The sequence below is a fragment of the Escherichia sp. MAL-1 genome (genome assembly GCF_052948035.1).
In genome coordinates this window covers 2,591,350-2,612,798 of sequence record NZ_CM129609.1, presented here as the reverse complement: position 1 = coordinate 2,612,798, position 21,449 = coordinate 2,591,350, and the positions used below count along the sequence as shown (strand labels likewise).

19 protein-coding genes and 1 pseudogene are annotated in these 21,449 nt (G+C 49.3%); 14 read left to right on the top strand and 6 right to left on the bottom strand.

Annotated features, from left to right (window positions below):
- Positions 1 to 45 precede the first annotated feature (45 nt).
- On the bottom strand, positions 46 to 651 hold the full coding sequence (gene azoR / locus ACU8XX_RS12940; protein WP_000048950.1) for an FMN-dependent NADH-azoreductase: 606 nt from the start codon (positions 649 to 651) through the stop codon (positions 46 to 48).
- A gap of 200 nt (positions 652 to 851) precedes the next feature.
- Between azoR and hrpA the strand changes: the two genes are divergently transcribed.
- The 3 genes from hrpA (at position 852) to aldA (ending at position 7,462) form a co-directional block, all read left to right on the top strand.
- A complete protein-coding gene (gene hrpA / locus ACU8XX_RS12935; protein WP_000139545.1) occupies positions 852 to 4,754 on the top strand; it encodes an ATP-dependent RNA helicase HrpA in 3,903 nt (1,300 codons plus the stop codon).
- Positions 4,755 to 5,025: 271 nt separating this feature from the next.
- A complete protein-coding gene (ydcF, locus tag ACU8XX_RS12930; RefSeq protein ID WP_001027964.1) occupies positions 5,026 to 5,826 on the top strand; it encodes a DUF218 domain-containing protein YdcF in 801 nt (266 codons plus the stop codon).
- A gap of 196 nt (positions 5,827 to 6,022) precedes the next feature.
- Positions 6,023 to 7,462 carry an aldehyde dehydrogenase gene (gene aldA / locus ACU8XX_RS12925; protein ID WP_000115944.1) on the top strand — a complete coding sequence of 480 codons (1,440 nt, stop codon included), beginning with the start codon at positions 6,023 to 6,025 and terminating at the stop codon, positions 7,460 to 7,462.
- Positions 7,463 to 7,503: 41 nt separating this feature from the next.
- On the opposite strand, the gene gap is transcribed toward aldA, so the two are convergent.
- Positions 7,504 to 8,505: a type I glyceraldehyde-3-phosphate dehydrogenase gene (gene gap / locus ACU8XX_RS12920; protein WP_000048667.1), complete on the bottom strand. Its 1,002-nt coding sequence runs from the start codon at positions 8,503 to 8,505 to the stop codon at positions 7,504 to 7,506.
- Between the two features lie 188 nt (positions 8,506 to 8,693).
- On the opposite strand from gap, the gene cybB reads away from it, so the two are divergent.
- The 3 genes from cybB to yncP all read left to right on the top strand — a co-directional run bounded on the left by cybB (position 8,694) and on the right by yncP (position 9,736).
- Positions 8,694 to 9,224: a cytochrome b561 gene (gene cybB, locus ACU8XX_RS12915; RefSeq protein ID WP_000428998.1), complete on the top strand. Its 531-nt coding sequence runs from the start codon at positions 8,694 to 8,696 to the stop codon at positions 9,222 to 9,224.
- Between the two features lie 244 nt (positions 9,225 to 9,468).
- Entirely contained in the window at positions 9,469 to 9,642 is a 174-nt protein-coding gene (locus ACU8XX_RS12910; protein WP_000731833.1) for a YdcA family protein, read from the top strand.
- A 25-nt stretch (positions 9,643 to 9,667) separates the two neighbouring features.
- Positions 9,668 to 9,736: a hypothetical protein gene (gene yncP / locus ACU8XX_RS12905; RefSeq protein ID WP_212591405.1), complete on the top strand. Its 69-nt coding sequence runs from the start codon at positions 9,668 to 9,670 to the stop codon at positions 9,734 to 9,736.
- Here yncP and hokB read toward each other — a convergent pair.
- On the bottom strand, positions 9,714 to 9,863 hold the full coding sequence (gene hokB / locus ACU8XX_RS12900; protein ID WP_001309484.1) for a type I toxin-antitoxin system toxin HokB: 150 nt from the start codon (positions 9,861 to 9,863) through the stop codon (positions 9,714 to 9,716). The two genes, yncP and hokB, sit on opposite strands and share 23 nt — an antisense overlap.
- Positions 9,864 to 10,261: 398 nt before the next feature.
- Between hokB and trg the strand changes: the two genes are divergently transcribed.
- Positions 10,262 to 11,902 (top strand): methyl-accepting chemotaxis protein Trg, encoded by a 1,641-nt coding sequence (trg, locus tag ACU8XX_RS12895; protein WP_001098553.1) that lies wholly within the window; start codon positions 10,262 to 10,264, stop codon positions 11,900 to 11,902.
- A 37-nt stretch (positions 11,903 to 11,939) separates the two neighbouring features.
- Here the strand turns inward: trg and ACU8XX_RS12890 are convergent, their stop codons facing one another.
- Positions 11,940 to 12,863 (bottom strand): LysR substrate-binding domain-containing protein, encoded by a 924-nt coding sequence (locus ACU8XX_RS12890; RefSeq protein ID WP_000414564.1) that lies wholly within the window; start codon positions 12,861 to 12,863, stop codon positions 11,940 to 11,942.
- Between the two features lie 216 nt (positions 12,864 to 13,079).
- Between ACU8XX_RS12890 and hglS the strand changes: the two genes are divergently transcribed.
- The 4 genes from hglS to rimL all read left to right on the top strand — a co-directional run bounded on the left by hglS (position 13,080) and on the right by rimL (position 17,266).
- Positions 13,080 to 14,423, top strand: coding sequence for a 2-oxoadipate dioxygenase/decarboxylase HglS (gene hglS / locus ACU8XX_RS12885; RefSeq protein WP_016242086.1), 1,344 nt, complete (start codon positions 13,080 to 13,082; stop codon positions 14,421 to 14,423).
- 224 nt (positions 14,424 to 14,647) lie between these two features.
- Positions 14,648 to 16,303 carry a glucan biosynthesis protein OpgD gene (gene opgD, locus ACU8XX_RS12880; RefSeq protein ID WP_060617966.1) on the top strand — a complete coding sequence of 552 codons (1,656 nt, stop codon included), beginning with the start codon at positions 14,648 to 14,650 and terminating at the stop codon, positions 16,301 to 16,303.
- 139 nt (positions 16,304 to 16,442) lie between these two features.
- Positions 16,443 to 16,667: a YdcH family protein gene (locus ACU8XX_RS12875; RefSeq protein WP_001296778.1), complete on the top strand. Its 225-nt coding sequence runs from the start codon at positions 16,443 to 16,445 to the stop codon at positions 16,665 to 16,667.
- 62 nt (positions 16,668 to 16,729) lie between these two features.
- Complete coding sequence (rimL, locus tag ACU8XX_RS12870) at positions 16,730 to 17,266, top strand: 50S ribosomal protein L7/L12-serine acetyltransferase (protein WP_000140885.1); 537 nt, start codon at positions 16,730 to 16,732, stop codon at positions 17,264 to 17,266.
- On the opposite strand, the gene ydcK is transcribed toward rimL, so the two are convergent.
- Positions 17,261 to 18,241, bottom strand: a complete 981-nt coding sequence (gene ydcK / locus ACU8XX_RS12865; protein ID WP_001234053.1) for a YdcK family protein — start codon at positions 18,239 to 18,241, stop codon at positions 17,261 to 17,263. The genes rimL and ydcK overlap by 6 nt on opposite strands.
- Positions 18,242 to 18,364: 123 nt before the next feature.
- Between ydcK and tehA the strand changes: the two genes are divergently transcribed.
- The 3 genes from tehA (at position 18,365) to ACU8XX_RS12850 (ending at position 20,918) form a co-directional block, all read left to right on the top strand.
- The gene (gene tehA / locus ACU8XX_RS12860; RefSeq protein ID WP_001301046.1) at positions 18,365 to 19,357 is read left to right on the top strand and encodes a dicarboxylate transporter/tellurite-resistance protein TehA; all 993 of its coding nucleotides are present in this window, start codon (positions 18,365 to 18,367) and stop codon (positions 19,355 to 19,357) included.
- Complete coding sequence (tehB, locus tag ACU8XX_RS12855) at positions 19,354 to 19,947, top strand: tellurite resistance methyltransferase TehB (protein ID WP_000586744.1); 594 nt, start codon at positions 19,354 to 19,356, stop codon at positions 19,945 to 19,947. Before tehA ends, tehB begins: the two co-directional genes overlap by 4 nt.
- A 302-nt stretch (positions 19,948 to 20,249) precedes the next feature.
- A complete protein-coding gene (locus ACU8XX_RS12850) occupies positions 20,250 to 20,918 on the top strand; it encodes a DUF3313 domain-containing protein (protein ID WP_001261013.1) in 669 nt (222 codons plus the stop codon).
- Between the two features lie 98 nt (positions 20,919 to 21,016).
- Here the strand turns inward: ACU8XX_RS12850 and tnpA are convergent.
- A pseudogene (tnpA, locus tag ACU8XX_RS12845) lies at positions 21,017 to 21,442 on the bottom strand (IS200/IS605 family transposase); the annotation flags it as partial.
- Positions 21,443 to 21,449 lie beyond the last annotated feature (7 nt).

Genomic DNA, 21,449 nt, shown 5'->3' with positions numbered 1-21,449 from the left:
AGATGTGGACTGAATATCTACAGTCCACATCAAGACCGTGTCCGGTTATGCAGAAACAATGCTGTCGATGGCTGCTTTTGCGTCAGACTGTGCTTTCGCTGCCATTTCCGGACCGTATGCGATCCCTTCGGCGAAGACAAATTTCACATCGGTAATGCCGATAAAGCCGAGGAACGTGGACAGATACGGCGTCACCAGGTCCGTTGGTCCATCTTTGTGGATCCCGCCGCGGCTGGTAATAACGATGGCTTTTTTACCCGTTACCAGACCTTCCGGACCGTTCTCGGTATAGCGGAAAGTAACGCCTGCGCGGGCAACCAGGTCAAAATAGTTTTTCAACTGAGTCGAGATGTTGAAGTTATACATCGGTGCCGCAATAACGATAACGTCGTGGGCTTTCAGCTCGGCAATCAACTCATCGGAAAGTGCCAGAGCTTCCTGCTGACGCGGAGTCAGCGGCGCATCGCTCGGACGCAGAGCGCCAACCAGTTCGCCATCCAGTACCGGAATCGGATTTGCAGCCAGGTCGCGAACGGTGATTTCATCAGCGGAGTGCTTTTCGCGCCATTGTTCAACAAAATAATCGGACAACTGATTAGACTGAGAGTACCCTGCCAGGATGCTGGATTTAAGAACTAATACCTTGCTCATGGTGTTTCCTTATAGATGTTTGAATGGGCGATGCCCCGTTGCTTGTTGACACTTTATTCACAATCCTGCCACAGAGATAGCGCAATAAATCGAAGCCTATGTTCGAATTTATTGAACAACGCATAGAAAGCCGCGATGTGGTACTCTATATCTATCATTTAAAAGAAAATTAATCAGGCAGACTACTGCCCACTAACGTTATGACAGAACAACAAAAATTGACCTTTACGGCCTTGCAGCAGCGGCTGGATTCGCTGATGCTGCGTGACAGACTGCGTTTTTCTCGCCGTCTGCACGGCGTGAAGAAGGTTAAAAATCCTGATGCACAACAGGCCATTTTCCAGGAGATGGCGAAAGAGATTGACCAGGCGGCAGGGAAAGTCCTGCTGCGTGAAGCGGCACGACCGGAAATTACTTATCCTGACAATTTACCGGTTAGTCAGAAAAAACAGGACATTCTCGAAGCGATTCGTGATCACCAGGTGGTGATCGTCGCCGGGGAAACGGGTTCTGGTAAAACGACTCAGTTACCGAAAATCTGTATGGAGCTGGGGCGCGGGATTAAAGGACTGATCGGCCATACCCAGCCGCGTCGTCTGGCGGCAAGAACAGTGGCGAACCGTATTGCGGAAGAGCTGAAAACGGAGCCGGGCGGTTGCATCGGTTACAAAGTGCGTTTCAGCGATCACGTAAGTGATAACACGATGGTCAAGCTGATGACCGACGGTATCCTGCTGGCGGAGATCCAGCAAGACCGCCTGCTGATGCAGTACGACACTATCATTATTGACGAAGCGCACGAACGCAGCCTGAATATCGATTTTTTGCTCGGCTATTTGAAAGAGTTGCTGCCGCGGCGTCCTGACCTAAAAATCATTATCACTTCCGCGACTATCGACCCGGAACGCTTTTCGCGCCACTTTAATAATGCGCCGATTATTGAAGTCTCCGGTCGGACCTATCCGGTGGAAGTGCGCTATCGCCCGATTGTTGAAGAAGCCGATGACACCGAGCGCGATCAGTTGCAGGCGATTTTTGACGCCGTAGACGAACTGAGTCAGGAAAGCCATGGCGACATTCTGATCTTTATGAGCGGCGAGCGGGAAATCCGCGATACCGCCGATGCGCTGAACAAGCTGAACTTACGCCATACCGAAATCTTGCCGCTTTATGCGCGGCTTTCGAACAGCGAACAAAATAGGGTATTCCAGTCGCACAGCGGACGGCGCATTGTGCTGGCGACCAACGTCGCGGAAACGTCGCTGACCGTACCGGGGATTAAATACGTTATCGACCCCGGTACAGCGCGTATCAGCCGCTACAGCTATCGCACCAAAGTGCAGCGTTTGCCGATTGAGCCGATTTCCCAGGCGTCTGCCAATCAGCGTAAAGGCCGCTGTGGTCGTGTGTCCGAAGGGATCTGTATTCGTCTCTATTCCGAAGACGATTTCCTCTCGCGCCCGGAGTTTACCGATCCGGAGATTCTGCGTACCAACCTGGCCTCGGTTATTTTGCAGATGACCGCGCTGGGGCTGGGCGATATCGCTGCGTTCCCGTTTGTCGAAGCACCGGATAAACGCAATATCCAGGATGGCGTGCGTCTGCTCGAAGAGCTGGGCGCGATCACCACTGATGAACAGGCCAGCGCCTATAAACTGACGCCGCTCGGTCGCCAGCTCTCGCAGTTGCCTGTCGACCCACGTCTGGCGCGTATGGTGCTGGAAGCGCAAAAACATGGCTGCGTGCGTGAGGCGATGATTATCACGTCCGCGCTCTCCATTCAGGATCCGCGCGAACGTCCGATGGACAAACAGCAGGCATCGGACGAAAAACATCGTCGCTTCCACGACAAAGAGTCTGACTTTCTCGCGTTTGTGAATCTGTGGAATTATCTTGGCGAGCAGCAAAAGGCGCTTTCTTCCAACGCCTTCCGTCGCCTGTGTCGTACCGATTATCTCAACTATCTGCGCGTGCGCGAATGGCAGGATATCTACACCCAGTTGCGTCAGGTGGTGAAAGAACTTGGCATTCCGGTTAACAGCGAACCGGCGGAGTATCGCGAAATTCACATTGCGTTGCTGACCGGTTTGCTTTCCCATATCGGCATGAAAGATGCCGATAAACAAGAATATACCGGCGCACGTAACGCGCGTTTCTCCATCTTCCCCGGTTCTGGTTTATTCAAAAAACCGCCTAAATGGGTAATGGTGGCGGAACTGGTAGAAACCAGCCGCCTGTGGGGGCGCATTGCTGCGCGTATCGACCCGGAATGGGTGGAGCCAGTTGCTCAGCATTTGATTAAACGCACCTACAGCGAACCGCACTGGGAACGGGCGCAGGGCGCGGTGATGGCAACGGAAAAAGTCACTGTTTATGGTTTGCCGATTGTTGCTGCGCGTAAGGTCAACTACAGCCAGATCGATCCGGCGTTATGTCGTGAACTCTTTATTCGCCACGCTCTGGTGGAAGGTGACTGGCAGACGCGTCACGCATTCTTCCGTGAAAACCTGAAACTGCGGGCCGAAGTGGAAGAGCTGGAACACAAATCACGTCGCCGCGATATTCTGGTTGATGACGAAACGCTGTTTGAGTTCTACGACCAGCGCATCAGCCACGATGTAATCTCCGCTCGTCACTTCGATAGCTGGTGGAAAAAAGTCAGCCGCGAAACGCCTGATTTGCTCAACTTTGAAAAGAGCATGTTGATCAAAGAAGGGGCGGAAAAAATCAGCAAGCTGGATTACCCGAACTTCTGGCATCAGGGCAATCTCAAGCTGCGTTTGAGCTATCAGTTTGAGCCAGGCGCAGACGCGGACGGTGTGACCGTACATATTCCGCTGCCGTTACTTAACCAGGTTGAGGAAAGCGGGTTTGAATGGCAGATCCCCGGTCTGCGCCGCGAATTGGTGATTGCTCTGATTAAATCGTTGCCGAAACCGGTACGCCGTAATTTTGTGCCTGCACCAAACTACGCCGAAGCGTTTTTAGGCCGCGTCACACCGCTGGAGTTACCGTTGCTCGACAGCCTTGAGCGCGAGTTACGGCGGATGACCGGCGTTACCGTTGACCGCGAAGACTGGCACTGGGATCAGGTGCCCGATCACCTGAAAATCACCTTCCGCGTGGTGGATGACAAAAACAAGAAGCTAAAAGAAGGGCGCTCGCTACAAGATCTGAAAGATGCGCTGAAAGGCAAAGTGCAGGAAACGCTGTCTGCGGTGGCGGATGACGGTATCGAGCAGAGCGGGCTGCATATCTGGAGTTTTGGTCAGCTGCCGGAAAGCTACGAACAGAAGCGTGGCAACTACAAAGTGAAGGCGTGGCCAGCGCTAGTGGATGAACGCGACAGTGTGGCGATCAAACTGTTTGATAATCCGCTAGAGCAAAAACAGGCAATGTGGAACGGTCTTCGCCGTCTACTGCTGCTGAATATTCCCTCGCCGATCAAGTATTTACATGAGAAGTTACCAAACAAAGCCAAGCTGGGGCTGTACTTTAACCCGTATGGCAAAGTGCTGGAGCTGATCGACGACTGTATCTCCTGCGGTGTGGATAAATTGATCGACGCCAATGGTGGCCCGGTCTGGACGGAAGAAGGCTTTGCTGCGCTGCATGAAAAAGTGCGTGCCGAACTGAACGACACGGTGGTGGATATTGCGAAGCAGGTCGAGCAAATCCTTACGGCAGTGTTCAATATCAACAAACGTCTGAAAGGGCGGGTGGATATGACCATGGCGCTGGGGCTTTCTGACATTAAAGCGCAGATGGGCGGGTTGGTATATCGCGGTTTTGTCACTGGTAACGGCTTCAAACGGCTGGGCGACACGCTGCGATATTTGCAGGCGATTGAAAAACGACTGGAAAAACTGGCGGTTGATCCACATCGCGACCGTGCTCAGATGCTGAAAGTCGAAAACGTCCAGCAGGCGTGGCAGCAATGGATCAACAAACTGCCGCCTGCACGTCGTGAGGATGAAGACGTGAAAGAGATCCGTTGGATGATAGAAGAGCTGCGCGTTAGTTACTTCGCTCAACAACTTGGTACGCCTTATCCGATTTCAGATAAGCGTATTTTGCAGGCGATGGAGCAGATTAGCGGTTAACCCTGCTATTTGCCTGATAAATCTAAAACCCGGTAAGCATTTAGCGCCGGGTTTTTTATTAATTCTAAAACGGTAAGGACAAAAATTCAGGAATTCAGAAAAATACAATTCTCAGCTGCAAGATGAATAATGTTTATCTACAGCATTTCCTTAAAAGATATGTCAGGCTTGCGGAGTGGCGGTTAAGGAAATACGACTTCCTCCTTTCAGAGTGCTCCGCTTCTCACTATTATCTCACGCAGTATTCTTAAGGGAACGATAAGGAGGAACCATGAACATTACCCCGTTTCCGACGCTTTCGACGGCAACTATAGATGCCATAAATGTTATCGGACAGTGGCTGGCGCAGGATGATTTCTCCGGTGAGGTGCCGTATCAGGCTGATTGCGTCATACTTGCAGGAAATGCGGTTATGCCGACTATCGATGCGGCATGTAAGATTGCTCGCGATCAGCAAATTCCTTTACTGATTAGTGGTGGTATCGGTCACTCGACAACTTTTTTGTATAGCGCCATCGCACAGCATCCGCACTACAACACTATCCGCACCACTGGCAGAGCAGAAGCGACCATCCTGGCGGATATCGCTCATCAGTTCTGGCACATTCCGCATGAAAAAATCTGGATTGAAGACCAGTCAACAAACTGCGGTGAAAACGCACGCTTTAGCATCGCGCTATTGAATCAGGCCGTAGAACGAGTTCATACGGCTATCGTTGTTCAGGACCCCACCATGCAGCGGCGCACGATGGCGACGTTCCGCCGTATGACTGGGGACAATCCCGATGCACCACGCTGGTTAAGTTATCCCGGATTCGTTCCTCAGTTAGGAAATAACGCAGACAGTGTAATCTTTGTTAACCCGTTGCAAGGATTATGGCCGGTTGAGCGTTATCTATCACTACTCACTGGCGAGCTGCCGCGTTTACGCGATGATAGCGATGGCTACGGTCCCCGCGGGCGAGATTTTATCGTTCACGTTGATTTTCCGGCAGAAGTCATCCATGCATGGCAAACGCTGAAACACGATGCGGTGCTTATCGAGGCGATGGAAAGTCGCTCGTTACGTTAAAAATTGCCCGTTTGTGAACCACTTGTTTGCAAACGGGCATGACTCCTGACTTTTATTTCTGCCTTTTATTCCTTTTACACTTGTTTTTATGAAGCCCTTCACAGAATTGTCCTTTCACGATGCCGTCTCTCTGATGATTGATGTTAATTAACAATGTATTTACCGAAAACAAACATATAAATCACAGGAGTCGCCCATGTCAGTACCCGTTCAACATCCTATGTATATCGATGGACAGTTTGTTACCTGGCGTGGAGACGCATGGATTGATGTGGTAAACCCTGCTACAGAGGCTGTCATTTCCCGCATACCCGATGGTCAGGCCGAGGATGCCCGTAAGGCAATCGATGCAGCAGAACGTGCACAACCAGAATGGGAAGCGTTGCCTGCTATTGAACGCGCCAGTTGGTTGCGCAAAATCTCCGCCGGGATCCGCGAACGCGCCAGTGAAATCAGTGCGCTGATTGTTGAAGAAGGGGGCAAGATCCAGCAGCTGGCTGAAGTCGAAGTGGCTTTTACTGCCGACTATATCGATTACATGGCGGAGTGGGCACGGCGTTACGAGGGCGAGATTATTCAAAGCGATCGTCCAGGAGAAAATATTCTTCTGTTTAAACGTGCGCTTGGTGTGACTACCGGCATTCTGCCGTGGAACTTCCCGTTCTTCCTCATTGCCCGCAAAATGGCTCCCGCTCTTTTGACTGGTAATACCATCGTCATTAAACCCAGTGAATTTACGCCAAACAATGCGATTGCATTCGCCAAAATCGTCGATGAAATAGGCCTTCCGCGCGGCGTGTTTAACCTTGTACTGGGGCGTGGTGAAACCGTTGGGCAAGAACTGGCGGGTAACCCAAAGGTCGCAATGGTCAGTATGACAGGCAGCGTCTCTGCAGGTGAGAAGATTATGGCGACTGCGGCGAAAAACATCACCAAAGTGTGCCTGGAATTGGGTGGTAAAGCACCAGCTATCGTAATGGACGATGCCGATCTTGAACTGGCAGTCAAAGCCATCGTTGATTCACGCGTCATTAATAGTGGGCAAGTGTGTAACTGTGCAGAACGTGTTTATGTACAGAAAGGCATTTATGATCAGTTCGTCAATCGGCTGGGTGAAGCGATGCAGGCGGTTCAATTTGGTAACCCCGCTGAACGCAACGACATTGCGATGGGGCCGTTGATTAACGCCGCGGCGCTGGAAAGGGTCGAGCAAAAAGTGGCGCGCGCAGTAGAAGAAGGGGCGAGAGTGGCGTTGGGTGGCAAAGCAGTAGACGGGAAAGGATATTATTATCCGCCGACATTGCTGCTGGATGTTCGCCAGGAAATGTCGATTATGCATGAGGAAACCTTTGGCCCGGTTCTGCCGGTGGTCGCATTTGACACGCTGGAAGATGCTATCTCAATGGCTAATGACAGTGATTACGGCCTGACCTCATCAATCTATACCCAAAATCTGAACGTCGCGATGAAAGCCATTAAAGGGCTGAAGTTTGGTGAAACTTACATCAACCGTGAAAACTTCGAAGCTATGCAAGGCTTCCACGCCGGATGGCGTAAATCCGGTATTGGCGGCGCAGATGGTAAACATGGCTTGCATGAATATCTGCAGACCCAGGTGGTTTATTTACAGTCTTAATGAGTGAAAGAGGCGGAGGTTTTTTCCTCCGCCTGTGCGCGTCAGAGTTTAGCGAATTTTTCGAGGGTGCGAATAAGCTGTGTGACGAAGCCATATTCGTTATCGTACCAGGCGACCGTTTTCACCAGTTGTAAATCGCCCACGGCGGTAATTTCCGTTTGCGTGGCATCAAACACCGAACCGAAATGGCTGCCAATGATATCGGAAGAGACTATTTCTTCATCGGTATAACCAAATGACTCGTTATTGGTGGTTGCTTGTTTAAGTGCGTTATTCACCTCTTCGGCAGTCACTTTTTTTCCGAGAATCGATACCAGTTCAGTGACCGAACCTGTTTTCACCGGCACGCGTTGCGCATGACCTTTCAGTTTGCCGCTCAGTTCCGGGATCACCAGACCAATGGCTTTTGCCGCCCCCGTAGTGTGGGGAATGATATTTTCTGCCGCTGCGCGTGAAGCACGTAAATCTTTACCACGCGGGCCATCCACCAGTGACTGGGTGCCAGTATAGGCATGAATGGTCGTCATCGTGCCGACTTCTATCCCGAAACTGTCATGCAAGGCTTTGGCCATCGGCGCAAGACAGTTAGTGGTGCATGACGCCACGGAAACAATGGTGTCGTTGCCATCCAGAGTGTCGTCATTGACGTTATAAACGATAGTTTTCATTTCACCGGCAGGGGCGGAAATCAACACCTTCTTCGCACCAGCATCAAGATGCGCCTGCGATTTCTCGGCGGAGGTATAAAAGCCAGTACATTCGACAATGATTTCTGCACCTTTCGCTTTCCACGGAATATTTTTAGCCTCTTTTTCGGCGTAAACCGCGATACTTTTCCCATCAACGATAAGTGAATCTTCCGTAAAATCAACGCTCCAGGGGAATGGTCCGTAGTTTGAATCATGTTTCAGCAGGTAGGCGAGAATTTTTGGGGAAGTGAGATCATTAATAGCGACAACGTCTATGTTGCTTTTGACTTCAAGTAATCGACGCAACACCAGTCGACCGATACGACCAAAACCGTTAATACCAACTTTACTCATGGTTTTCTCCTGTCAGGAACGTTCGGATGAAAATTGATCCTTTCCAGGCTTAGACCAGGATGGCGGGATGGGCAATCTCCATTCTCACAGTGAAACGTAACGTACTGAAAACGGGTGAACAATATTTAATGAAATTTTGAGAAAAGCCCGTTATGTTAACGGAAAATTATGTTAAAGCAGGAAATGTTATGGAAAATAAATATTCAAGGTTACAAATCAGCATTCACTGGCTGGTCTTTTTACTGGTTATCGCAGCGTATTGCGCAATGGAGTTTCGTGGTTTCTTCCCACGTAGCGATCGGCCACTCATCAACATGATTCATGTTTCCTGTGGCATCTCAATTCTCGTGCTGATGGTCGTTCGTCTTTTGTTAAGGCTGAAATACCCAACCCCGCCGATTATACCTAAGCCAAAACCGATGATGACGGGACTGGCGCATTTGGGACATTTGGTGATTTATCTCCTGTTTATTGCGCTGCCAGTGATTGGTTTGGTGATGATGTATAACCGGGGCAACCCGTGGTTTGCGTTTGGTTTGACGATGCCTTACGCTTCAGAGGCCAATTTCGAACGGGTAGATAGCTTAAAGTCGTGGCATGAAACGCTGGCGAATCTGGGATATTTTGTCATCGGGTTGCACGCTGCGGCTGCACTGGCACACCACTATTTCTGGAAGGACAACACACTTCTACGCATGATGCCGCGTAAACGTTCCTGAAGGATATTTAAAGAAAACGCCTGTACTAAAACCGACCCGTGGTACAGGCGAAGAATACGGGTCTACATCGGAAGCGCCTATTATATTTATTTGTATGACAAATAAAACCATAATCCTTGCCCATACGTCCATCTGGCTTATTTTTAATCAATTCACCCGATCTTTGATCTCATCAACGGTATCAAAATAAACCAGCGTATAACGTTCAAATCGAACATAAGATTCGATAAACCATGGAGGTTATATGAAAAAACTGGCACTTATTTTGTTTATGGGAACGCTTGTTTCCTTTTATGCCGATGCCGGGCGCAAACCCTGTTCTGGTTCGAAAGGGGGGATCTCACACTGTACGGCAGGCGGCAAATTTGTCTGTAATGATGGTTCTATTAGTGCATCGAAAAAAACATGCACTAACTGAAGTGTAAAAGGGGTGCCATGAGATAATGAATCTGCTAGTCAGATGCGCGGGGAAAATCCCCGCGCTTGCCCTTACCTGGACGTGCAGGCCATGAGCGCAGCAACCTCCTTATCACCGTCCCGGAACCGCAGTTCGTAGAGCGTTTGTCGGGTCAGGAGTGTGAATGTCAGAATCGTAATGCAGATAATGAGCAGACACACCACCAGAGGGTTGCGTTTCATAGCCTTTCTCCTTGCCGGATGGCGGGTAAGAGGCTAAGATCTGAATTGCTATGTTCATTCGTTGGCCTCGGTTGATAGAAATATCGGTCGGGGCCTTCGTCTTTCTGATTCCCGGTTAGCCTGAAAACAGAAAGTCTCAGGCACCCGCAGGCATCCTATGAGGTTTCCTTAGGGACGAAAATAATCACTTCACGAAATTGCGTGCTGTTTTCCAGAATTTTTCGTCATTCGGGTTAGCCCGTTTAATCATTCGTTACTCTCTTCATTCCAATGGCATTAACCTTCTCTGCAATAATTGTTGTAAAAATGTGACGCAAAGAGGCTTTTAGTCGTAAGTAATTACCGTCAAGTGCCGATGACTTTCTATCAGGAGTAAACCTGGACGAGAGACAACGGTAATGAATACAACTCCCTCACAGCGATTAGGTTTTTTGCATCACATCAGGCTGGTTCCGTTATTTGCCTGCATTCTTGGCGGTATCTTAGTTCTATTCGCATTAAGTTCTGCTCTGGCTGGCTATTTCCTCTGGCAGGCCGATCGCGATCAGCGTGATGTTACTGCGGAGATTGAGATTCGAACCGGGTTAGCGAACAGTTCAGATTTTTTGCGTTCAGCCCGGATCAATATGATTCAGGCCGGGGCTGCGAGTCGTATTGCGGAAATGGAAGCAATGAAGCGAAATATTGCGCAAGCCGAATCGGAGATTAAACAGTCGCAGCAAGGTTATCGTGCTTATCAGAATCGACCGGTGAAAACACCTGCTGATGAAGCCCTCGACACTGAATTAAATCAACGCTTTCAGGCTTATATCACGGGTATGCAACCTATGTTGAAATATGCCAAAAATGGCATGTTTGAAGCGATTATCAATCATGAAAGTGAGCAGATCCGACCGCTGGATAATGCTTATACCGATATTTTGAACAAAGCCGTTAAGATACGTAGCACCAGAGCCAACCAACTGGCGGAACTGGCCCATCAGCGCACCCGCCTGGGTGGGATGTTCATGATTGGCGCGTTTGTGCTTGCCCTGGTCATGACGCTGATAACATTTATGGTGCTACGTCGGATCGTCATTCGTCCACTGCAACATGCCGCACAACGGATTGAAAAAATCGCTAGTGGCGATCTGACGATGAAGGATGAACCGGCGGGTCGTAATGAAATCGGTCGCTTAAGTCGTCATTTACAGCAAATGCAGCATTCACTGGGGATGACAGTAGGGACTGTTCGACAGGGTGCGGAAGAGATTTATCGTGGCACCAGCGAAATTTCAGCTGGCAATGCGGACCTGTCATCTCGCACCGAAGAACAAGCGGCGGCTATCGAACAAACTGCCGCTAGCATGGAGCAACTCACTGCGACGGTGAAACAGAATGCGGATAACGCGCATCATGCCAGCAAACTGGCGCAAGAGGCTTCTATTAAAGCCAGCGATGGCGGGCAGACGGTTTCCGGTGTAGTAAAAACGATGGGCGCTATCTCTACAAGTTCGAAGAAAATTTCCGAGATCACCGCCGTCATCAACAGTATTGCTTTCCAGACGAATATTCTGGCACTGAATGCTGCCGTTGAAGCCGCGCGAGCGGGTGAGCAAGGCCGTGGATTTGCCGTTGTCGCCAGCGAAGTACGGACACTCGCAAGCCGCAGCGCCCAAGCGGCGAAAGAGATTGAAGGCTTGATCAGTGAATCAGTCAGGTTAATTGACCTGGGGTCGGATGAGGTGGCAACGGCAGGGAAAACCATGAGCACTATTGTTGATGCCGTCGCGAGTGTCACACATATCATGCAGGAAATCGCCGCCGCCTCGGATGAACAAAGTAGAGGCATAACGCAGGTTAGCCAGGCGATTTCTGAAATAGATAAGGTGACGCAACAGAATGCTTCTCTGGTAGAAGAGGCCTCAGCGGCGGCGTTGTCCCTTGAAGAACAGGCGGCACGATTAACTGAGGCGGTGGATGTATTCCGTCTGCACAAACATTCTGTGTCGGCAAAACCTCGCGGAGCGGGTGAACCAGTTAGTTTCGCTACGGTGTGAAAATGTTCAAGGAGGGATCGACAGATCCCTTCACCTTTCAGAACGGCATTGATTTTCGAATAGCGTTAATCATCAACTGGCAACCAGAAGAGAACGTCGCATCTACGCGGGTCAGTATTCCAATCGGTTCGCCTGCACCATGTCCCGGAACAGGCAGGGCCACCAGCGTGGCATGACGCAGGTCGTCTTTTACCGCGCCAGAAGGGACAAACCACACGTAGTCGTATTCAACCGTAAGTTGACGAGATAGCGAAGCAGACAGCGTTTCGATACAACCCGAAGGAATTTTACATCCCTGGCTCTGTACTAATGCATCTGAATGCTGGCGTGGCGCAGTGCCTTCTGGTGATACAACGACCGGCCATTCCAGCACCCGGCTTAGCGTTACGTTCTCCTGAAGTAGCGGGTGATTAGGGCGGACAACCAGCTTCAGCGATTCAAGAAACAGCAGTTCGTAATTAAGCCCGGTCATCAGTTCAGGATCTGACATCCGACCAATGCCGATATCGATTTCCCCGGTTTTCAAACCCGCCAGAATCATAGGGTTACTCATTGTCGCAACTTGCAAGGTCGTTTCTTTTTGTTGCTGATGAAACTGACCTATAACCGAAGGTAATATCCCCAGTGCCGCAGTAGGTAGTGCACCAACCCTGACGACATCATTATTAAGACCTTCTTTACGATGAAGCGACTGTCCGGCAGTGTTGATGGCGTCAAGAACTCTGACTGCATGCGTTAAAAATTGTTCGCCGGGTAAGGTAAGTTGCGCCCCCTGACGACCACGCTCAAACAAGCGAGCGCCCGTCAGCTGCTCCAGTTCATTCAATGTCTTAGAGAGCGCAGGTTGACTCAAATTAAGGGTTTCAGCCGCGCGCCCCAAAGTTCCTTGTTGTGCGACAGCTACGAATGTATGAAGGTGGCGCAAACGGATGCGCTGACTAAACAGACTATTTTTTTCCATAAGCGATGTTAAAAACGAAGCGGTGTCGCTGACAAGTGAAGTTGTTTGATTATGATAACTTGATTGCAAAATATTATTAACAATTAAAGCAATCATGTTACAGCAAAATGGATAATATTGATGTTTTCGCGGCGAGATCACAGTTTGTAAATTCTTCCCGCCAGAGTGAATGCGGTTACCTACACTCCAGATTACTGACCACTGGAGGCAGACAATATGGCGAACAGCATCACGGCGGATGAGATTCGGGAACAGTTTTCGCAGGCAATGTCAGCCATGTACCAGCAAGAAGTTCCGCAGTACGGCACGCTGCTGGAACTGGTAGCTGATGTGAATCTGGCTGTGCTGGAAAACAATCCTCAACTGCACGAAAAAATGGTAAATGCAGACGAGCTGGCGCGACTGAATGTTGAACGTCATGGGGCGATTCGCGTTGGGACTGCACAAGAGCTTGCTACTCTTCGGCGGATGTTTGCCATTATGGGGATGTACCCGGTGAGCTATTACGATCTCTCGCAGGCGGGGGTGCCGGTACATTCGACAGCATTTCGGCCCATTGATGATGCTTCTCTGGCGCGTAATCCCTTCCGCGTTTTTACCTCGTTACTCCGCCTTGAGCTTATCGAGAACGAAATTTTGCGCCAGAAAGCGGCGGAGATTCTACGTCAGCGCGATATCTTCACCCCACGTTGTCGACTACTGTTAGAGGAATATGAGCAGCGGGGCGGTTTTAACGAAACACAGGCACAGGAGTTTGTGCAGGAAGCCCTGGAAACGTTTCGCTGGCACCAGTCAGCAACGGTAGATGAAGAAACCTATCGCGCCTTGCACAACGAACATCGGTTGATTGCTGATGTGGTCTGTTTTCCTGGATGCCATATCAACCATCTGACGCCACGTACGCTGGATATTGACCGGGTGCAGTCGATGATGCCTGAATGCGGAATTGAACCAAAAATTCTGATCGAAGGGCCGCCGCGCCGCGAGGTACCGATTTTACTACGCCAGACCAGCTTTAAAGCACTGGAAGAGACGGTGTTGTTTGCGGGGCAGAAACAGGGCACGCATACTGCGCGCTTTGGTGAAATTGAGCAGCGTGGCGTGGCATTAACGCCGAAAGGGCGACAACTGTATGATGATCTTCTGCGTAACGCTGGAACCGGGCAGGATAATCTCACTCACCAAATGCATTTACAGGAAACCTTCCGCACTTTTCCTGACAGTGAGTTTTTAATGCGTCAGCAAGGGCTGGCATGGTTCCGGTACCGTCTGACGCCTTCGGGTGAGGCGCATCGTCAGGCGATTCATCCCGGAGACGATCCACAGCCCTTAATTGAACGTGGTTGGGTCGCGGCGCAACCCATTACCTATGAAGATTTCTTGCCCGTTAGCGCGGCGGGGATCTTCCAGTCAAATCTGGGTAATGAAACGCAGGCACGCAGCCACGGTAATGCCAGTCGCGAAGCATTTGAGCAGGCGTTGGGTTGTCCGGTTTTGGATGAGTTCCAGCTTTATCAGGAAGCGGAAGAACGCAGTAAACGTCGCTGTGGTTTGCTTTAAATTCTGACCATCCGCCTTTGCAAAAATTTGCCTGATTTTACAAACGAATCAGGCTCATCCCATCGACATAAAAAAATTGCCGATTTATGCATATTCTCTCAGTTCAACAATTGGATTATTAATAAATATTGTCTAGAGTGAGCGGTCATAAATAAGCACTTTCTTGCCGCTGAAAACGACCAGCGCGGGACCATTCACAACACCAGAAGGACTCACTTTCAGGTATGGATCGTAGACGATTTATTAAAGGTTCAATGGCTATGGCCGCCATGTGCGGTACCAGCGGCATTGCTTCTCTTTTTTCTCAGGCGGCATTCGCGGCAGATTCTGATATTGCCGACGGACAAACCCAGCGTTTTGACTTCTCCATTCTACAGTCAATGGCGCATGACTTAGCGCAAACAGCGTGGCGTGGTGCGCCTCGTCCGTTACCTGACACTCTGGCGACAATGACGCCGCAGGCTTATAATAGTATTCAATACGACGCCGAAAAATCGCTCTGGCATAACGTTGAGAACCGTCAACTGGACGCTCAGTTCTTCCATATGGGAATGGGATTCCGTCGCCGCGTTCGTATGTTTTCTGTAGATCCAGCAACACATCTGGCGCGTGAAATTCACTTTCGCCCGGAGTTGTTCAAATACAACGATGCAGGTGTTGATACCAAACAATTAGAAGGGCAAAGCGATCTCGGCTTTGCCGGTTTTCGCGTGTTTAAAGCCCCCGAACTGGCGCGCCGTGATGTAGTATCATTTCTCGGCGCGAGTTATTTCCGCGCCGTTGATGATACATATCAATACGGTTTGTCGGCCCGCGGCCTGGCGATCGACACTTACACCGACAGTAAAGAAGAGTTCCCCGACTTTACCGCCTTCTGGTTTGATACGGTAAAACCGGGGGCAACTACCTTTACCGTTTATGCGTTGCTCGATAGCGCCAGCATTACTGGTGCCTATAAGTTCACTATCCATTGTGAGAAAAGTCAGGTGATTATGGATGTGGAAAATCACCTGTATGCGCGCAAAGACATTAAACAGCTGGGCATTGCGCCGATGACCAGTATGTTCAGCTGCGGTACTAATGAACGTCGGATGTGCGATACAATTCATCCGCAAATTCATGACTCTGATCGTCTGTCCATGTGGCGGGGCAACGGCGAGTGGATTTGCCGTCCGCTGAATAATCCGCGAAAATTGCAGTTCAATGCTTACACCGACAACAACCCGAAAGGGTTTGGTTTATTGCAACTGGATCGTGACTTCTCCCATTATCAGGACATTATGGGCTGGTATAACAAACGCCCAAGTCTGTGGGTGGAACCGCGTAACAAGTGGGGTAAGGGCACCATCGGCCTGATGGAAATCCCAACAACGGGCGAAACGCTGGATAACATTGTCTGCTTCTGGCAGCCAGAAAAAGCTGTAAAAGCAGGTGATGAGTTTGCATTCCAGTATCGTCTGTACTGGAGTGCGCAACCGCCTGTTCATTGCCCATTAGCGCGCGTTATGGCGACGCGTACCGGCATGGGCGGTTTCCCGGAAGGTTGGGCGCCAGGTGAACACTATCCCGAAAAATGGGCGCGTCGTTTTGCCGTCGATTTCGTTGGTGGTGATCTGAAAGCTGCCGCGCCAAAAGGCATTGAGCCGGTGATTACGCTGTCCAGTGGGGAAGCGAAGCAAATCGAAATTCTCTATATTGAACCCATTGATGGTTATCGTATTCAGTTTGACTGGTATCCGACGTCGGACTCCACTGATCCGGTCGATATGCGGATGTATCTGCGTTGTCAGGGGGACGCTATCAGTGAAACATGGCTGTATCAGTATTTCCCGCCAGCGCCGGATAAACGTCAGTATGTTGACGACCGCGTGATGAGTTAATTGTTTTTTCTTCGGCACCTTCTTCGGGAGGTGCCGTCTGGTTAAACACGATCCCGCTCGCATTTTTCCCTAAGTTAAATGAGTAATCTGATGGTGTGTATTTCAGATACACCTTGTCAGCCACTAACAGGGAGTGCGTATGTTTCCAGAATACCGAGATTTAATATCCCGTCTGAAAAACGAAAATCCTCGCTTTATGTCCTTGTTCGATAAACACAATAAACTTGATCATGAAATTGCCAGAAAGGAAGGTTCCGACGGTCGAGGGTACAATGCGGAAGTGGTCCGCATGAAAAAACAAAAGCTACAGTTAAAAGATGAGATGCTCAAAATCCTGCAGCAGGAGAGCGTCAAAGAGGTGTAAACTTTCCTAAGCCGCCAGCCAGGCGGCTTTTTTAACAACAGCATGGATTGACTGGAGATAAGATGACTGAAACGATAAAAGTAAGCGAATCACTTGAATTACATGCTGTTGCGGAAAGTCACGTCACACCTCTTTATCAGTTAATCTGTAAAAATAAAACCTGGTTACAGCAGTCGCTAAACTGGCCGCAGTTCGTTCAGAGTGAAGAGGACACGCGAAAAACGGTGCAGGGTAATGTGATGTTGCATCAACGCGGCTATGCCAAAATGTTCATGATTTTCAAAGAAGATGAACTTATCGGCGTTATCTCGTTTAATCGTATTGAACCACTGAATAAAACTGCTGAAATCGGCTACTGGCTGGACGAATCTCATCAGGGGCAGGGGATCATTTCTCAGGCGCTGCAGGCATTGATTCATCATTACGCTCAGTCTGGTGAACTTAGACGCTTCGTGATCAAATGTCGGGTGGACAATCCGCAAAGCAACCAGGTCGCTTTGCGCAATGGTTTTATCCTTGAAGGTTGCCTGAAACAGGCTGAGTTCCTGAATGATGCCTATGATGATGTGAACTTATACGCGCGTATTATCGGTTCATAATAACCCTGCCAGCGGCGTTCGCGTAATGCGCTCCTCGCCGTTAATGACTTTTGGACCACGGACATGAACCGTGTCGCCATCAAAGGCTTCAACGACGGCGTGGTCGGTTAACTCCACATGGTTTTCAATTATCACCGCACCTGAAATACGGCTCTCACCTTGTATTACAACGTGCTCGTCGAGCAGAATCGGTCCACCACGTACCACGGCATTTCCGCCAATCAAGACATGATGTTTTAACACACAATTACCTTCCACAATGGCATATTCCGCCACCTGCGAACTGTAATGAATCGTCGGAATGGCATCTTCTTCTATGCCAGCTTTCACCTGCGCGTGACCGTAGACTTTAGCGCAATCGCATAGCCAGACGTTGTTCTCTTCATTACCTTCAATACTGGCAAAATCAAAAACTTCGGCGCGATGTTCAATAAAAGCATACCGGATGACGGCATCGCCATAAATTTGTGCCTGGTGGACAATACGCGAGGCGCTAACCCTTGCGCGATCATAAATTTGTAGCAGGAGTTGATGGTCAGGCGTTAAGCCTTGTGCTGCGACGATCATAGAATGTTGATTAATTAAGGCGTGACCAAATATTCTACATTGCCCGCAAACCAGTGAGTCATGAATGGTGACACTGTCACTTATATATGCACCCTGGCTGATTTCACTATTATCGATCCAGACATTATCCGTTGCGTAAACCTCTCCCCACAGTACGCTGGTGCCGGTGATGCGCGTATTACCGGAAATCACCGTTCCGCCGAACGCAATAGCATTCTGGTCGTAAATCCAGCAATTTCCTTCCTGTGCTAACACCGTTTCGCGATCGATCCAGCCGCCAGCGGTTCCTGCTATCACATCGTTAAAATCGCTAATGGCGATAATCTGCCGTAATAACACATTTTTTTTAGTGCCATCTTCCTGATAACTAAAGGCTCGCTGTTCTTCACTTAGACGATATTTGCGCATAGCGTTTTCCCACAGGTGACTTACTATAACCGTAGCAAATTCTGCGGCTCTGGCTATGCTCGAGAAAATTCCATAAAATGCATTTCAAATATACTTTATAAATTAAACAAAATGAGTAAGAAGATGCAGAGCGATAAAGTGCTCAATTTGCCGGCAGGCTACTTTGGTATTGTGTTGGGGACGATAGGGATGGGATTTGCCTGGCGCTATGCCAGCCAGGTTTGGCAGGTCAGCCACTGGTTAGGGGATGGGCTGGTGATTCTGGCGATGATCATCTGGGGATTATTGACTAGCGCATTTATTGCCCGACTCATACGCTTTCCGCATAGCGTGCTGGCGGAAGTTCGCCATCCAGTGCTGAGCAGTTTTGTGAGTTTGTTTCCGGCAACGACGATGCTGGTGGCGATTGGTTTTGTTCCGTGGTTTCGCCCACTGGCGGTGTGCCTGTTCAGCTTTGGTGTCGTGGTTCAGTTGGCTTATGCCGCCTGGCAAACTGCGGGATTATGGCGCGGATCTCACCCTGAAGAAGCTACCACGCCTGGACTGTATCTGCCGACAGTTGCCAACAACTTTATCAGCGCAATGGCCTGTGGTGCGTTGGGCTACACCGACGCCGGTCTGGTGTTTTTAGGCGCAGGCGTTTTCTCATGGCTAAGCCTTGAACCGGTGATCTTGCAGCGTCTGCGTAGTTCGGGAGAATTACCCACGGCACTGCGGACATCACTCGGCATTCAGCTCGCTCCTGCGCTGGTGGCCTGTAGTGCCTGGCTGAGCGTCAACGGCGGCGAGGGTGACACGCTGGCGAAAATGCTTTTCGGTTATGGACTGCTGCAACTGCTGTTTATGCTACGTCTGATGCCATGGTATCTCTCCCAGCCATTTAATGCTTCATTCTGGAGTTTCTCGTTCGGCGTATCTGCACTGGCAACCACCGGTTTGCATCTGGGGAGTGGCAGCGATAATGGATTTTTCCATACGCTGGCGGTGCCGCTGTTTATCTTTACCAATTTTATTATTGCAATACTGCTCATCCGTACTTTTGCGCTTCTGATGCAGGGAAAATTGTTAGTCAGAACCGAGCGCGCCGTTTTAATGAAAGCAGAGGACAAAGAATGATCATTCGTGACGAAAACTATTTTACTGATAAATATGAATTAACCCGCACACACTCTGAAGTAATGGAAGCGGTGAAAGTGGTTAAACCGGGTAAAACGCTGGATCTGGGCTGTGGCAATGGTCGTAACAGTCTTTACCTGGCAGCCAATGGTTATGATGTTGACGCATGGGATAAAAATGCCATGAGTATCGCCAACGTCGAGCGCATTAAATCTATTGAAAATCTGGATAATTTACACACTCGGGTCGTTGATCTGAATAACCTCACATTTGCTGGACAGTACGATTTTATTCTTTCGACTGTGGTGCTGATGTTCCTTGAGGCTAAAACCATCCCAGGGCTGATTGCCAATATGCAACGTTGCACGAAACCTGGCGGTTACAACCTGATTGTGGCGGCGATGGATAGCGCTGATTATCCATGTACCGTCGGCTTCCCGTTTGCCTTCAAAGAGAGAGAATTACGTCGATATTACGAAGGCTGGGAGATGGTGAAATACAATGAAGACGTCGGCGAGCTGCACCGCACCGACGCCAACGGTAATCGTATTAAACTGCGTTTCGCCACGATGCTGGCACGTAAAAAATGACCCGGTAAGAACAAAGCGCGTGAAAATTCCCCACGCTGAGATAGTTTACTGTTCTTCTTTTCGGTAAGCATATTTTTTATCGAAGGGATGTGAAATTAATCACAGTAGTCGAAGTTTTTTAGCAGCTTAACTTACTGAAATTTAACTACTGATGATTGACTTAGCCCCTTTTTCGGCATTGACTATGTCGTCTGAAAAGGGGCTGAAAAATTTATTTTCACCAACACTTTTTTTGCCACAACACGAAGCGGCGCTTTTTGCTATAACTTAGAAAGTAATATAATCATCTCAGGAAACTATTCATGCGTACCACATCATTTGCGAAAGTTGCAGCTTTATGCGGCTTATTGGCTCTGTCTGGTTGTGCCTCTAAAATCACCCAGCCAGATAAATATTCTGGTTTTTTAAACAATTACTCTGATTTAAAAGAAACAACCTCGGCTACAGGTAAACCTGTTTTACGTTGGGTAGACCCGAGTTTTGATCAAAGCAAATATGACAGCATCGTCTGGAACCCAATCACTTATTATCCGGTACCGAAACCGTCGACCCAGGTAGGGCAGAAAGTTCTGGATAAAATTTTGAACTATACCAACACCGAAATGAAAGAAGCGATAGCGCAGCGTAAACCACTGGTTACCACCGCTGGGCCGCGTAGTCTGATTTTCCGTGGGGCCATTACCGGTGTAGATACCAGCAAAGAAGGGCTGCAATTCTATGAAGTGGTTCCTGTTGCATTAGTGGTTGCGGGGACGCAAATGGCTACAGGCCACCGTACCATGGATACTCGCCTCTATTTTGAAGGTGAGCTGATTGATGCAGCGACTAATAAACCGGTTATCAAAGTCGTTCGTCAGGGCGAAGGTAAAGACCTGAATAACGAAAGTACGCCAATGGCTTTCGAAAATATTAAACAAGTTATTGATGACATGGCGACCGATGCCACCATGTTTGACGTTAACAAAAAGTAGTTCCAGACGCGCCATCGTTAGATGGCGCTTTTTATCCGGTGCGCCGTAAAACCCCATCCTTCAGGGCGGGGATATAAGGCGCGGTTTTCCACCTGACCAGGTGTTTGCTGTTGTTCAATGTATTGGCGGATGACGGATATTGGCGCACCTCCGCAGCTACTGGCAAAATAGCCAGGACTCCACAAAACGCCTTTGTAGTAATACCTGACTGCAATATCTGGTCGATCTCGTCGCAGTCACCTACCCGATACGCCTTTGAGGCTGTTTACCAGACTGGATATCGCCAGTTTGGGAGGATAGTTAATTAACAAATGGACGTGATCTGGTTCGCCATCCATTTCAACCAGTTCAGCTTCAAAATCAGCACATACATTTGAAAAGTAAGTGCGTAGTTTTTCTGTCGCGTCATGGTCAAAAATCTGGCGTCGGTATCTGGTGACAAAGACCAGGTGAACATGCATCAGGAAAACACAATGCCTTCCACGCCGGATATCGGTTTCTTTTTTCACAGACCAAAGTATCATTTGACCT

What these genes read in the sequence shown, in the direction of transcription:
- azoR (WP_000048950.1), bottom strand. Translation starts at nt 651, where the DNA reads ATGAGCAAGGTATTAGTTCTTAAATCCAGCATCCTGGCAGGGTACTCT.
- hrpA (WP_000139545.1), top strand. Translation starts at nt 852, where the DNA reads ATGACAGAACAACAAAAATTGACCTTTACGGCCTTGCAGCAGCGGCTG.
- ydcF (WP_001027964.1), top strand. Translation starts at nt 5,026, where the DNA reads ATGAACATTACCCCGTTTCCGACGCTTTCGACGGCAACTATAGATGCC.
- aldA (WP_000115944.1), top strand. Translation starts at nt 6,023, where the DNA reads ATGTCAGTACCCGTTCAACATCCTATGTATATCGATGGACAGTTTGTT.
- gap (WP_000048667.1), bottom strand. Translation starts at nt 8,505, where the DNA reads ATGAGTAAAGTTGGTATTAACGGTTTTGGTCGTATCGGTCGACTGGTG.
- cybB (WP_000428998.1), top strand. Translation starts at nt 8,694, where the DNA reads ATGGAAAATAAATATTCAAGGTTACAAATCAGCATTCACTGGCTGGTC.
- ACU8XX_RS12910 (WP_000731833.1), top strand. Translation starts at nt 9,469, where the DNA reads ATGAAAAAACTGGCACTTATTTTGTTTATGGGAACGCTTGTTTCCTTT.
- hokB (WP_001309484.1), bottom strand. Translation starts at nt 9,863, where the DNA reads ATGAAACGCAACCCTCTGGTGGTGTGTCTGCTCATTATCTGCATTACG.
- trg (WP_001098553.1), top strand. Translation starts at nt 10,262, where the DNA reads ATGAATACAACTCCCTCACAGCGATTAGGTTTTTTGCATCACATCAGG.
- ACU8XX_RS12890 (WP_000414564.1), bottom strand. Translation starts at nt 12,863, where the DNA reads ATGGAAAAAAATAGTCTGTTTAGTCAGCGCATCCGTTTGCGCCACCTT.
- hglS (WP_016242086.1), top strand. Translation starts at nt 13,080, where the DNA reads ATGGCGAACAGCATCACGGCGGATGAGATTCGGGAACAGTTTTCGCAG.
- opgD (WP_060617966.1), top strand. Translation starts at nt 14,648, where the DNA reads ATGGATCGTAGACGATTTATTAAAGGTTCAATGGCTATGGCCGCCATG.
- ACU8XX_RS12875 (WP_001296778.1), top strand. Translation starts at nt 16,443, where the DNA reads ATGTTTCCAGAATACCGAGATTTAATATCCCGTCTGAAAAACGAAAAT.
- rimL (WP_000140885.1), top strand. Translation starts at nt 16,730, where the DNA reads ATGACTGAAACGATAAAAGTAAGCGAATCACTTGAATTACATGCTGTT.
- ydcK (WP_001234053.1), bottom strand. Translation starts at nt 18,241, where the DNA reads ATGCGCAAATATCGTCTAAGTGAAGAACAGCGAGCCTTTAGTTATCAG.
- tehA (WP_001301046.1), top strand. Translation starts at nt 18,365, where the DNA reads ATGCAGAGCGATAAAGTGCTCAATTTGCCGGCAGGCTACTTTGGTATT.
- tehB (WP_000586744.1), top strand. Translation starts at nt 19,354, where the DNA reads ATGATCATTCGTGACGAAAACTATTTTACTGATAAATATGAATTAACC.
- ACU8XX_RS12850 (WP_001261013.1), top strand. Translation starts at nt 20,250, where the DNA reads ATGCGTACCACATCATTTGCGAAAGTTGCAGCTTTATGCGGCTTATTG.